The organism is Mycolicibacterium neoaurum ATCC 25795 (assembly GCF_000691525.1).
GTDB lineage: Bacteria > Actinomycetota > Actinomycetes > Mycobacteriales > Mycobacteriaceae > Mycobacterium > Mycobacterium neoaurum.
In genome coordinates, this window is the sequence record NZ_JMDW01000001.1 from 1 (window position 1) to 12,432 (window position 12,432).

Genomic DNA, 12,432 nt, shown 5'->3' on the forward strand with positions numbered 1-12,432 from the left:
ACCGATGTCCTGATGCAGAACTGTCACCGATGTCCTGAGACATAGCATCCCGATCCTCGGATTCTGGTGAGCCGCAGACCGCGACTCCGGTCGCCGCGAGGTTCGACGGTCCCTGTTCCGGGGGATCGAGCGGGCTGTGCTTGTGGGGTGGTGCCCCTTGGTGGGTGCTGTGGGGGAAGTCGGTATCCGTTATGGACGCCACGTATCTTGACGCGTTTGTTGACGCTTTGATCGACGAGCTTGTTCCGGTGTCGCCGGAGGATGATGTCGGGCCGAGTCTGGGGCGGTTGGTGGATTGTCCGCGCCCGGTGGTCGATGACGAGGCCTTGCTGGGTGTGTTGGCCGCGGCGGTGTCGGCCCGCAACCTGCTGGATGTCGTGATCGCCTCGGCGGTGGCCGCGGCCGAGCGGGTCGGCGTGCCGGGGCGGCGGCACCTGCGCACGGGCACCGATCTGCTGAGGTTGGTGGGGATGGCCCCGGGTGCGGCGGCGCGGGCGGTGCGGGTGGGCCGGATGGCACCTGGGTTGCCGGCGCTGACGGCCGCGCAGCGGTTGGGTGGGATCGGTATCGAGTTCGCCGACGCCGTCGGCAAAGGCGTCACGCATATCGAGTCGCGAACGCCGTTGTCCGACGACGATCGGGCCACGGTGGTACGCGCGTTGATGGTGCAGACCACCCCGGCCGAGGTGGCCGCGAAGGCCCGCGCGATCGCCCTCGACCGCGCCGCGGCGCTACCACCTTCTGAGCGTGCGGTGCCGGTCGCCGAGGACACCACCCTCAACCAGATGACGCTGGTGCAGAACACCGAGGGCCGCTTCGAGGCCACCCTCGATCTGGACATAGCGACTGGGGAAGAGCTGTGTGCGGCGTTGGATCCGTTGTGCCGACCGGTGCCCCTGCCTGACGGCACACCGGACCCACGGCCGATCAACGCCCGGCGGGCGGAGGCGATCGGGCAGGTGCTGCGTACCTATTTGTCGCAGTCGAGGCGTCCGATGTCTGGTGGGGTGTTGCCGCACGTCACCCTCATCCGGCCCGCGGTCTCAATGGTGAGTGGTGACGGGGTGGTGGATCGGTTGGGGTTCGCCGGCCCGGTCTCCGCGGCGACCGCGGAGCTGATCGCCTGCGATGCCACGCTGACCTCGGTGATCGTCGACCATTCCGGGGTGCCGTTGGATGTCGGGCGGGCAGAAAGACTGTTCACTCCGGCCATCCGTAAAGCGTTGGCCGTCCGCGATGGTGGGTGCGCCCATCCGGGGTGCGGGCGACCGGTGTCCTGGTGCGATGCCCACCACATCCAACCCTGGAGCCAGGGCGGCACAACCAGTGTGGACAACGGGGTGCTGCTGTGTCGGCTACACCACACCCTCATCCATCACGGTGGTTGGCAGGTCTACCTCGGCCGCGACCGCCACCCGTGGTTCATCCCACCCCACACACCCGGCGGGCCCGAACCGGCACACCTGCGGTCCCACGCCCGCCGCACCATGACCGACCTACCGACCGCCGCATAACCCAAAGCCACAGCGCACCTTGACAACTGAACAGAGAAGCCGCGTCGCCGGAGTCGACTTAGCCCCGCTGCAACTCCGCCCGGATCACGCTGACGAAGTTGTCGACATCCTCGGTGGTGGTGTCCCAGGCGGTCATCCAGCGCACCTCACCGCGGGCCCGGTCCCAGTCATAGAAACGCACCTGTCCGCGGATGCGATCGGCCGCGTCGTTCGGGATGGTCGCGAAGATGGCGTTGGCCTCGGTGTCTTGCGTGAACGCGAGTCCGGGAGGCGGGTCGGCTTCCAGGACGGCGCGCAGTCGGGCCGCCATCGCATTGGCATGTCGCGCGCTGCGCAGGCCCAGCTCGTCATCGAACAGGCTCAGCAGCTGCGCAGAAGCGAAGCGCATTTTGCTCGACAGCTGCATGGTGAGCTTTCGCAAGTAGACCAATCCCGAGACGCGGTCGGGGGCCAGCACCACCACGGCCTCGGCGGCCAACAGCCCGTTCTTGGTGCCGCCGAGACTGACCACGTCCACGCCGGCATCGGTGGTGAACTCCCGGAACGGGACGTCGAGAGCGGCGGCCGCATTCCACAACCGCGCCCCGTCCACATGCACCGACATCCCGTGGGAGTGGGCAAACTCGGCGATGGCGCGGATCTCGTCAGGGGTGTAGAGCGTGCCCATCTCGGTGGACTGGGTGATGCTGACGGCCAGGGGTTGGGCACGGTGCTCGTCACCCCAGCCGTATGCCTCTTGAGCGATCAGGTCGGGGGTCAGTTTGCCGTCCGGCGTCGGCACCGTCAGCAGCTTGTGGCCCATCACCCGTTCCGGGGCGCCGGCCTCGTCGGTGTTGATGTGGGCGGTCTGTGCCGTGATCACCGCACCCCAGCGCGGAAGCAGACCGGTCAACGCCACCACATTGGCACCGGTGCCGTTGAAGACTGGGAAGGTCTCGGCGGCCGCACCGAAGTGGTCGCGGATGACCTCCTGCAGTCGGACCGTATACGCGTCCTGGCCATAGGCGATCTCGTGTCCGCCGTTGGCGGCGGTGAGCGCGGCGACGACCTCGGGGTGCACACCCGCATAGTTGTCGCTGGCAAAACCCCGCCGATCGGGATCGTGAAGTGTGGTGATGGGCACGGGATCCATCCTCCCAGCGGTCGCGGCCGGCCCGCTGCGTAGCCGATACATTGCTCTCATGGTGCTCGCGGCCGAAGAAGAGGCGATCGTCGAAACCGTCCGAGAGTTCGTCGACAAGCAGGTCAGGCCGGTGGTGCGCGAACTGGAGCACGCCAATACCTACCCCGAAGACCTCATCGGGACGATGAAGGAGATCGGAATCTTTGGGCTCTCCATCCCGGAGCCCTATGGATTCGGCGCGGTGTCCATGCCCTGTTACGTGCGTGTCGCCGAGGAATTGGCGCGCGGCTGGATGAGTCTGGCCGGTGCGATGGGCGGGCATACCGTGGTGTCCAAGCTGATTCTGCTGTTCGGCACCGAGGATCAGAAGCGGCTGTATCTACCCCGGATGGCCACCGGCGAGCTACGGGCCACGATGGCGCTCACCGAGCCCGGCGGTGGCTCGGATCTGCAAGCCATGCGCACGGTGGCACGCCGCGATGGCGACGACTATGTGATCAACGGGTCCAAGACTTGGATCTCGAATGCGCGCCGCTCGGATCTGATCGCGCTGCTGTGCAAGACCGATCCGGACGCCGACCCGGCACATAAGGGCGTGTCCATCCTGCTGGTGGAGAAGGTGCCCGGATTCAGCATTTCCAAGGACCTACCCAAACTCGGCTACAAGGGCGTCGAGGCCTGCGAGCTGAATTTCACCGACGCGCGTGTCCCCGTTGCCGCGCTGCTGGGTTCGGACGAAGGTAAGGGCTTCGCGCAGATGATGAAAGGGCTTGAGGTGGGCCGACTTCAAGTGGCCGCGCGGGCCACCGGCGTCGCTCGGGCGGCTTTCGACGATGCCCTCCGGTACGCCCAGGACCGGGAGAGCTTCGGCAAACCGATCTGGGAGCATCAGGCCGTCGGCAACATGCTCGCCGAGATGGGCACCAAACTGGCCGCGGCGCGGGCGCTGTTGCTGTCGGCGGCAGAGAAATTCGACTCGGGCCAGCGGGTGGACATGGAGGCCGGCATGGCGAAATTGTTCTGCTCGGAGACGGCCATGCAGATCGCATTGGACGCGGTGCGAGTACACGGTGGGTACGGCTACTCGACCGAGTACGACATCGAGCGCTACTTCCGAGACGCCCCGCTGATGATCGTGGGGGAGGGCACCAACGAGATCCAGAAGGGCGTCATCGCAAAGCAACTCGTCAAGCGCGGCGGACTGAGCATCTGAACCGCATGTGATCACGACGTTTTGTTCCAATCGGTGCTGCGATGAGATTGCCGGGGTACCCGGGTCTACGTGAACATGAATGTTGTGGATCTACCGGTCATGCCACCGCTGGAGCCGATGCTGGCGAAGGCGCAGACCTCGGTGCCCACCGACCCGGGCACGTGGTCCTATGAGCCCAAGTGGGACGGTTTCCGGGCGCTGGTCTTCCGCGACGGTGACGCCGTGGTGCTGCTGTCACGCAGCGGCAAGGACCTGGGCCGGTACTTCCCGGAGGTCGTCGAGGCCGTGCGTGCTGAGATCACACCGCGGTGCGTGCTGGACGGTGAGATCGTGGTGCCGCGGGATATCGCGGGCCGGACCCGGCTGGACTGGGAGTCGCTCAGCCAGCGCATCCATCCCGCCGAGAGCCGCATCACCAAACTGTCGAAGGAGACCCCGGCCCATTTCATCGGCTTCGATGCGCTCGCCCTCGGCGACACATCGCTGATGAAGGAGCCGTTCCGGCTGCGCAGGGAAGCGTTGATCGACGCCGTCGACGAGCGGGACTGGTGCCACGTCACCCGTACCACCGAGGATGCCCGCCTCGGTGCGCAGTGGTTGCGCGAGTTCGAGGGTGCCGGTCTGGACGGGGTGATCGCCAAACGAGTCGAGGGTCCCTATCTGCCGGGTAAACGGGAGATGGTGAAGGTCAAGCACCATCGCGACGCTGACTGTGTGGCCATCGGCTATCGCATGCACAAGAGCGGCGAAGGTATCGGATCCATCCTGCTGGGTCTCTATCGCGATGACGGTGAACTCCAGATGGTCGGTGGGGCAGCCTCGTTCACCGCCAAGGCGCGGTTGTCGTTGTTGGCAGAACTCGAGCCGCTGCGCATCGGCGACGACGTCCACGACGGTGAACCGAGTAGGTGGAACTCGGCGGCCGACAAGCGGTGGATTCCGGTGCGACCGGAGAGGGTGTGCGAGGTGGCCTATGACCAGATGGAGGGCAACACCGGTGAGCGCCGATTCCGGCATGCCGTGAAGTTCATGCGCTGGCGCCCCGACCGCGACCCGTCCAGCTGTACCTTCGATCAGCTCGACGTCCCGATGAACTACGACCTGCGCGACGTATTGGAGACCCGATGATGGCACGTCCTGCGACAGAACTCGACGTCGATGGAGTCGCGGTACGGCTCACCAATCCGGACAAGATCTACTTTCCCGCGCTGGGCGCCGATGGCGCGAAGGGCAAGGTGGTCGATTACTACCTGGCAGTGGCCGAGCCGATGGTGGCGCTGCTGCGTGATCGCCCGGTGCACCTGCAACGTTTTCCCGACGGTATCGACGGCGAGGAGATCTACCAGAAGCGGGTACCGCAGAAACACCCCGACTACCTGCAGACCTGCACCGTCACCTTTCCCTCCGGGCGTACCGCGGACGCGTTGAAGGTCACCCACCCGTCGGCCATCGCGTGGGCGGCGCAGATGGGGACCGTCACCATCCACCCGTGGCAGGTACGGTGCCCGGACACCGAGCACCCCGACGAACTACGCATCGATCTGGACCCACAGCCCGGTACCGGATTCGCGCAGGCGCGCGAGATCGCCGTGGACGTCCTCAAACCGGTGCTGGACTCGCTGGGCCTGGTCGGATACCCCAAGACGTCCGGAGGGCGCGGTGTGCACGTGTTCGTGCGCATCCGACCGGACTGGGACTTCATCGCGGTGCGACGGGCCGGCATCGCGCTGGCCCGCGAGGTCGAGCGCCGTGCCCCCGACGCGGTGACCACCAGCTGGTGGAAGGAGGAACGTGGCGAGCGGTTGTTCATCGACTACAACCAGAACGCCAGGGACCGGACCTTCGCGTCGGCGTACTCACTGCGCAAGACTCCGATCGCGACGGTGTCGATGCCGTTGAGTTGGGACGAACTGGCCGACGCTGATCCCGATGACTACACCATCACGACCGTGCCCGACATCGTTGCCCGGCGCGAAGACCCATGGGCCGGCATCGACGACACCGCGCATTCGCTGGAAGGGTTGTTGGAGATGGTCTCCGCCGATGAGCAGGAACGGGGTCTCGGGGACTTGCCCTACCCGCCCAGCTATCCGAAGATGCCGGGCGAACCACCGCGTGTGCAGCCGAGCAAGAAGGTCGCCGAGCACTGGGATGCCGACGGAAACCGGGTCACCGATTAGCGGAGCGGGACGACTCCGGCACCGACGAGCTCCTGCGTTTCGGTCTTCAAATGCGAGGCGGCGCTGGAGGCGACCGCGACCGAGCTGAACTCGGCCGCACCGAGCAAGAGCAGTGGCCACATGGTGCCCGCCACGGCGCTGAGGAGCAGTCCGTGCGGAACGGGATTGGCGGGGTCGTTGAGGCGTCGGCTGGCCATGAAGATGATGGCGGTACTGACCACCCAACCGATCAGGTACGCGACGACTGCCGTTTCGACCACGGTGTCTCCCCTCTCACCGGCGAAGCGGATCGTGCCGGCCACAATCCTGGCCGGCGATGTTCAGCTAAATGTAACCCCCGCCTGATCTTGGCGGAAGGGCTGTGCAGATCCTGTGTTTGCCGACATTTGCCAGGTCAAAGAGCCAAAAGGGTCTCCAGCAACCTCTCAGTCCGTTGCCAGAGCGCGCCTTGCCGGAGGTGGAAACCGGAGCTGTCTTCGAGCCCACGGCAGCGGCACCTCGTGGCCTTCGCGCCCGCTAGGACTGCCGCATCCGGGTGCCGACCGTGTGAACGCTCGCTGCCGGAACTCGAATAGCGGTTCCGACCCGACCACGGTTCGCGCCGCAATGTCTGAAACTGCTGTTCAAAGCGCTTCTGGGCGCTTCATGTCGCGTACGGTGAAGTACCGCGTCCCCGGCAGGGCCGGCGTGTGAGAGGCGTGCTCGTTGCCGCGGGTGCGACCGGGCCGTCGACCTGGGGACAGGGGCGGGTCGCGCCGCTGATCGCTGTGCGCGCCGACACCTTGTCCGGATGATGTCGCGTAGCTCACCTGTCATCGCCGGAGCGTTGCCAGCAACGGCGCCGCGGTGCCCGCGCGACAGGCCGGAAACATTGGTGGATTTCCACATGCGACATCCGTTTGCCGCGTGTCGCGGGTCGATACGGACCTGTCGAGGTCAGGCACCCGCCAGCAGGGCGGCCTTGCCGAGCCGATGTTGGCCGGCCCGGTCGACCCAGGTGAGGTCCAAGACGTCGCCCGGATAATGCCGATCGAGCACACGCGTGAGATCGGCGGCGGACTCGATCCGCACACCGTCGATCGTAAGGATCACGTCCCCGTTCGCCAAACCTGCGCCCGCCGCGGGCCCGTCGGGCATCACATCGTGGACGAGGACACCGGGGAACGACTCGTGCTGCTCGGCGCTGCTGACCCCGACTCCGAGCAGTGTGGGCGGACCGATGTGCACCGTGTCGGAGGGCGTGCCGGATCGGATCTGGTTGGCGATGCTCATCGCCTCGTTGATCGGGATGGCATAGCCCTCGCCGCCGGGACCCATCCGGAAATTGACCGACGCCGCGGTCGTCACGCCGACGATCTCTCCGGCACCGTTCACCACGGGTCCTCCGGAGTCGCCGGCGCGCACCGGTGCGGCGAATTCGAACAGACCGGTCATCTCGGTCGCTGTGCCGGACAACTCGTCCTCGGCGCTGATCGTGCGGCCGAGGGCGGAGATGGAGCCGAACTCACGGGTCAGTGGATTGGCGCTGCCCTGGGCATTTCCGATTGCCACCACCGGCTCACCGACGACCAGACGCGCCGAATCTCCCACCGGTGCCGGCGCCAGTCCGCCGGCGCCGCGGAGTTGGAGGACGGCGATATCGCGGCCGCGGTCATATCCCAGAATGTCGGCGCCATAGGTGGCGCCGCCGACCACCGCGCTGATCACGTCTGCACCCTGGACGACGTGGTAATTGGTGAGGACCTGGCCGCCGGGATCGAGCACGATGCCGGTGCCGGTACCAAGGATGTGCTGGTAGTCGACGATGGTGTCGATGCGGACCACCGACGGCTCGACCCGGTCGGCCGCGGCCGCGACATCAAGGGGTTCGGCGCCCGCAGAGCCGGGCGCAACCAGCAGGGCCAGTGATAAAGCCACCGCCGATGCCGTGATCCAACGTGTTACGTGGACTATGCCCATGTGCCGCCCATTCTGCAGGTTCTAGCTCAATACTGACTGCACCAGCGCGAACTGTCGACGTCAGCCAGGCGCAGAGCCCGTCAGTTCTCGGTCGCGACGCCGCCTCGGGTGCGGGTCCGGCGGGTCTTGCCGGTGGGCCGGCGGTTACGCAGCTTGCCCGCCGGTTCATCCGTGGCTTCCGACTCGTCGGTCGCTTCCGGCTCGGTGGCGTCAGCCGTCTTCTCGTCGGACTCGGTTTGGTCGGACTCGGTTTGGTCGGCCTCGGCCTCGTCCGTGTCGGCCTTGGGGGCGTCTGCGTCGGGCTCGGCCACCGCGGTCTCCTCGACGGCTTCCGTCTTGCGGCCGCGACCACGCTTCTCGCGCTTGGGGGCCAGCGGTTTGGGCGGCGGGGGCGGGAGTTCGGCGACGAAGGCCAGGTAGAAGGCGAACGCGCCGAGCAGTGCGAGCGCCGCCGCGGCACCGTAGATGCCGAACAGCCATTGGCCGACGTTGTCGAGGTCCAGCCAGATCTCGCTGATGCCCGCGCCGAGGATCAACAGACCTGCCGCGACGTGCCCGACGATCGACCACACCCGCAGCTGCAGGGCCAGGGTCGGGGTACCGAGTTCGGGCTTACGGGTTCGCTGCAGCGTCAGCAGCACCGGCAACGCAGTGAGGAGCACCAGCACGCCGCACACGATGCGCATGACGGTGCCCAGCGTCGCGGGCCACTGGCCGGTGAGCTCGAACCAGCGGGGCAGGACGAAGAGAAAATAGAGAGCGCCGGCGATCACCAGCGACGACGCGTGCCACAGCGATGCGATACCGCGCCGCATATTCCTCCCTAGACGTCCCCCTGGACGATGTTTGTGGTCCCGGGGCGTGACCGCGATGTTCTCGATCACGCCCCGGACCAACGGCGGAGGATAGGGGATTTGAACCCCTGAGGGCTATTAACCCAACCCGCGTTCCAGGCGAGCGCCATAGGCCACTAGGCGAATCCTCCGTCGGCCATGGTAGCCGACCGCCGGGCGACCTCCGACCAGCCACCGGTCTTGCCGATCTGCGCGGGGTACTACACTCGTCACTCGGACCCCGCGCGGCGTCCATCCTGTGAACTCCCCCAGGGCCGGAAGGCAGCAAGGGTCAATGGGCTCTGGCGGGTGCGCGGGGTCCCCTTCATGTTCACGGCTTGTCGGAAAGGCCCGCAGTGTCGTATGAGTCCCTCGGCCGTGACGAACTGTCTGCGCAGCACGAACTGCAGCAGCGCAACTATGCGGAGCTCACGGCCCAAGGCCTGAAGCTCGACCTCACCCGCGGTAAACCGTCGCCAGAGCAGCTCGACCTGTCCAACAGGCTGCTGGAGTTACCCGGGAACGACCGAGACGCCTATCGGGACGGTGAAGGCACCGACACCCGCAACTACGGGGGGCTGCACGGATTGCCGGAACTGCGCGCCATTTTCGGTGAGCTGCTCGGTATCCCGGCGTCCAACCTGATCGCCGGGAACAATGCAAGCCTGGAGTTCATGCACGACGCGGTCGTGTTCTCCCTGCTGCGCGGCGGTGTGGATTCGCCCCGTCCGTGGTCGCAGGAACCGGGCGTCAAGTTCCTCTGCCCGGCCCCGGGATACGACCGCCACTTCGCCATCACCGAGAGCTACGGCATCGAGATGATCCCGGTTCCGTTGCGCGAGGACGGACCCGACGTCGATCTCATCGAGGAACTGGTAGCCCACGATCCCGCCGTGAAGGGCATGTGGTGCGTGCCGGTCTACTCCAACCCGACCGGCACCACCTACTCACCGGAGATCGTGCGCCGGCTCGTACAGATGCCGACGGCCGCCCCGGACTTCCGGCTGTTCTGGGACAACGCCTACGCCGTGCACACCATCACGACCGAGTTCGTCGAGCCCGTCGATGTGCTCGAACTGGCGGCCGAGTCCGGCAACGAGAACCGGCCGCTGGTGTTCGCCTCGACATCGAAGATGACCTTCGCCGGTGCCGGTGTGAGCTTCTTCGGGGGCTCGGACGCCACGATCGCCTGGTATCTGCAGCACGCCGCGAAGAAGTCGATCGGTCCGGACAAGGTCAACCAGCTGCGCCATCTGCGGTTCTTCGGTGACGCCGACGGCGCCCGGGCCCACATGCAGAAGCATCGCGAGCTGCTGGCGCCGAAGTTCGCGCTGGTCGCCGAGATCCTCGAAGACCGGCTCGGCGATTCCAAGATCGCCAGCTGGACCGATCCCAAGGGCGGCTATTTCGTCAGCCTCGACGTCCTCCCGGGGACCGCCAAGCGGACCATCGCGCTGGCCAAGGACGCCGGTATCGCCGTCACGGCCGCAGGTGCGGCGTTCCCGTACGGAAAAGACCCCGAGGACAAGAACATTCGTATCGCGCCGAGCTTCCCCTCGGAGTCCGACCTGCGTTCGGCGATCGACGGTCTGTCGACCTGCGCGCTGCTGTCGGCCACCGAAGCGCTGCTGGCGCGCGACTAGTCGGCCGCGCTGGGTAACCTGGGCGACCGTGGCGCTCTACCGCAAGTACCGACCCGCAAGCTTCGCCGAGGTCGTCGGCCAGGAGCATGTCACCGACCCGTTGTCGACGGCGCTCTCGGCGGGCCGCATCAATCACGCCTACCTTTTCTCCGGTCCGCGCGGTTGCGGTAAGACGTCCTCGGCCCGCATCCTGGCGCGCTCCCTGAACTGTGAGCAGGGGCCCACCCCGACGCCGTGCGGGGTGTGCGATTCCTGCGTCGCGCTGGCCCCGAACGGCCCGGGCAATGTCGACGTGGTCGAGTTGGACGCCGCCAGCCACGGCGGTGTCGACGACACTCGTGAACTGCGTGACCGGGCGTTCTACGCGCCCGCGCAGTCCCGGTACCGCATCTTCATCGTCGACGAGGCGCACATGGTCACCACGGCCGGGTTCAACGCGCTGCTCAAGATCGTCGAGGAGCCGCCGGACCACCTGATATTCGTCTTCGCCACCACCGAACCGGAGAAGGTGCTGCCGACCATCCGGTCGCGAACCCATCACTACCCGTTCCGCTTGTTGGCGCCCAAGACCATGCGCGGTCTGCTGGAACGGATCTGCGCCGACGAGGGCGTGACGGTGGACGACGCCGTCTACCCCTTGGTGATCCGCGCCGGCGGTGGTTCTCCCCGTGACAGTCTCTCGGTGCTCGACCAGTTGGTGGCCGGTGCCGAGGGTAATCGGGTGGTGTACCAGCGGGCATTGTCCCTGCTGGGTGCAACCGATGTCGCCCTGATCGACGAGGCGGTGGACGCGTTGGCCGCAGGCGATGCGGCCGCACTGTTCGGCGCCGTCGAATCGGTGATCGACGCCGGCCACGATCCGCGACGTTTCGCCACCGACCTGCTCGAGCGGTTCCGCGACCTCATTGTGATGCAAGCGGTTCCGGATGCCGCCGACCGTGGTGTGGTGGATGCACCCGACGGTGTCCTTGAGCGGATGCGCGATCAGGCCACCCGGCTCGGTGCAGCGACCCTTGCCCGCTACGCGGAGGTCGTGCACGCGGGACTCGGCGAGATGCGCGGCGCCACCGCGCCCCGGCTGCTGCTGGAGGTGGTCTGCGCACGGCTGCTGCTTCCGTCGGCACATGACACCGAATCGGCTCTGCTGCAGCGCATCGAGCGCATCGAGACGCGGCTGGACATGGCCATCCCGGGCGCGATGCCGAATGCGGCGCCCGCCGAAACGCCACCGGCGCCGGCCCGACAGTTCGTGCGTGCCAGCCGCGCGCAGGCACAGGCCGAGGCCGAGACCAAGCCCAAGTCCGAGGCGCAGGCGGCCCCGGCTCCTGTCCCGCCGCCGCGGCCCGCGCCCGTTCCGGAACCGACCCCTGTTCCGGTTCCCGAGCCGGCGCCCGTGCCTGTTCCCGAACCCGAGCCGCAACCGCAACCGGAGCCCGCACCGACCCCGCCACCCAGACCGACCCCGCAGCCGGTTCCCGAACCGACCCCGCAGCCGCCTGCCCCGGTGCCGCCACCGGTTGCCGCCGCGGTCGGGGAGCCCGATGCCGCTGCCGTGAGAGCGTTGTGGGATACGGTGCGCGAGAAGGTCAATGCTCGCAGCAAGCCGGTCAACGCGATGCTGGCCGACGCGATCGTCCGTGCGGTCGACGGCGACACCCTGGTCTTGAGCCACCGTGCCCCACCGCTGGCCAAACGGCTCAACGAGCAGCGCAACGTCGAGGTCATCCGCGAGGCGCTCAAAGATGCGCTGGGAGTCGATTGGTCGATCCGCTGTGTACCCGACACCGGTGAGCCGGTGCCCTCCGACACCGAATCCGCGGCGCGGCCGGACCCCGCCGCCGAGGAGGAGCGGATGCTTGCCGAGGCGAGCGCCGATACCTCCGAGGTCGTTCGTCGCGATCCCGAGGAAGTGGCCATCGAGCTGCTGCAGAACGAACTCGGGGCGCGCCGGATCGAGAAGGGCTAGA

10 protein-coding genes, 1 tRNA gene and 1 other RNA gene are annotated in these 12,432 nt (G+C 67.1%); 7 read left to right on the forward strand and 5 right to left on the reverse strand.

The genetic code is table 11. The features are described 5' to 3' along the window. The first annotated feature begins 191 nt into the window (after window positions 1-191). Window positions 192-1,514 (forward strand): HNH endonuclease signature motif containing protein, encoded by a 1,323-nt coding sequence (locus IC40_RS0100005; RefSeq protein WP_030132731.1) that lies wholly within the window; start codon window positions 192-194, stop codon window positions 1,512-1,514. 58 nt (window positions 1,515-1,572) lie between these two features. Here IC40_RS0100005 and IC40_RS0100010 read toward each other — a convergent pair whose 3' ends face one another. Then, complete coding sequence (locus tag IC40_RS0100010; RefSeq protein WP_030132732.1) at window positions 1,573-2,637, reverse strand: threonine aldolase family protein; 1,065 nt, start codon at window positions 2,635-2,637, stop codon at window positions 1,573-1,575. A gap of 58 nt (window positions 2,638-2,695) precedes the next feature. On the opposite strand from IC40_RS0100010, the gene IC40_RS0100015 reads away from it, so the two are divergent. The 3 genes from IC40_RS0100015 (at window position 2,696) to ligD (ending at window position 6,030) form a co-directional block, all read left to right on the forward strand. Further along, a complete protein-coding gene (locus IC40_RS0100015; protein ID WP_030132733.1) occupies window positions 2,696-3,850 on the forward strand; it encodes an acyl-CoA dehydrogenase family protein in 1,155 nt (384 codons plus the stop codon). Between the two features lie 75 nt (window positions 3,851-3,925). Beyond that, window positions 3,926-4,978, forward strand: a complete 1,053-nt coding sequence (locus IC40_RS0100020; RefSeq protein ID WP_030132734.1) for an ATP-dependent DNA ligase — start codon at window positions 3,926-3,928, stop codon at window positions 4,976-4,978. Next, on the forward strand, window positions 4,978-6,030 hold the full coding sequence (gene ligD / locus IC40_RS0100025) for a non-homologous end-joining DNA ligase (RefSeq protein ID WP_030132735.1): 1,053 nt from the start codon (window positions 4,978-4,980) through the stop codon (window positions 6,028-6,030). Before IC40_RS0100020 ends, ligD begins: the two co-directional genes overlap by 1 nt. On the opposite strand, the gene IC40_RS0100030 is transcribed toward ligD, so the two are convergent. The 4 genes from IC40_RS0100030 to IC40_RS0100045 all read right to left on the reverse strand — a co-directional run bounded on the left by IC40_RS0100030 (window position 6,027) and on the right by IC40_RS0100045 (window position 8,974). Next, window positions 6,027-6,290, reverse strand: a complete 264-nt coding sequence (locus IC40_RS0100030; RefSeq protein ID WP_138158210.1) for a hypothetical protein — start codon at window positions 6,288-6,290, stop codon at window positions 6,027-6,029. The two genes, ligD and IC40_RS0100030, sit on opposite strands and share 4 nt — an antisense overlap. Before the next feature lie 676 nt (window positions 6,291-6,966). After that, entirely contained in the window at window positions 6,967-7,989 is a 1,023-nt protein-coding gene (locus IC40_RS0100035; protein ID WP_030132737.1) for a S1C family serine protease, read from the reverse strand. An 80-nt stretch (window positions 7,990-8,069) separates the two neighbouring features. Further along, window positions 8,070-8,804 (reverse strand): lipid uptake coordinator LucA, encoded by a 735-nt coding sequence (gene lucA / locus IC40_RS0100040; RefSeq protein ID WP_030132738.1) that lies wholly within the window; start codon window positions 8,802-8,804, stop codon window positions 8,070-8,072. Between the two features lie 84 nt (window positions 8,805-8,888). After that, window positions 8,889-8,974 (reverse strand) — tRNA-Ser (locus IC40_RS0100045). An 81-nt stretch (window positions 8,975-9,055) separates the two neighbouring features. Here IC40_RS0100045 and ffs point away from each other — a divergent pair. The 3 genes from ffs to IC40_RS0100055 all read left to right on the forward strand — a co-directional run bounded on the left by ffs (window position 9,056) and on the right by IC40_RS0100055 (window position 12,431). Further along, window positions 9,056-9,150, forward strand: an RNA gene (ffs, locus tag IC40_RS27005) — signal recognition particle sRNA small type. A 28-nt stretch (window positions 9,151-9,178) separates the two neighbouring features. Then, window positions 9,179-10,465: an aspartate aminotransferase type Ic gene (locus IC40_RS0100050; protein WP_030132739.1), complete on the forward strand. Its 1,287-nt coding sequence runs from the start codon at window positions 9,179-9,181 to the stop codon at window positions 10,463-10,465. A gap of 28 nt (window positions 10,466-10,493) precedes the next feature. Next, window positions 10,494-12,431 carry a DNA polymerase III subunits gamma/tau gene (locus tag IC40_RS0100055; protein ID WP_030132740.1) on the forward strand — a complete coding sequence of 646 codons (1,938 nt, stop codon included), beginning with the start codon at window positions 10,494-10,496 and terminating at the stop codon, window positions 12,429-12,431. The last annotated feature ends 1 nt before the right edge of the window (window position 12,432 follow it).

Coding starts and splice junctions, on each gene's coding strand:
- IC40_RS0100015 (WP_030132733.1), top strand. CDS start 2,696: ATGGTGCTCGCGGCCGAAGAAGAGGCGATCGTCGAAACCGTCCGAGAG.
- ligD (WP_030132735.1), top strand. CDS start 4,978: ATGGCACGTCCTGCGACAGAACTCGACGTCGATGGAGTCGCGGTACGG.
- lucA (WP_030132738.1), bottom strand. CDS start 8,804: ATGCGGCGCGGTATCGCATCGCTGTGGCACGCGTCGTCGCTGGTGATC.
- IC40_RS0100020 (WP_030132734.1), top strand. CDS start 3,926: ATGAATGTTGTGGATCTACCGGTCATGCCACCGCTGGAGCCGATGCTG.
- IC40_RS0100005 (WP_030132731.1), top strand. CDS start 192: ATGGACGCCACGTATCTTGACGCGTTTGTTGACGCTTTGATCGACGAG.
- IC40_RS0100035 (WP_030132737.1), bottom strand. CDS start 7,989: ATGGGCATAGTCCACGTAACACGTTGGATCACGGCATCGGCGGTGGCT.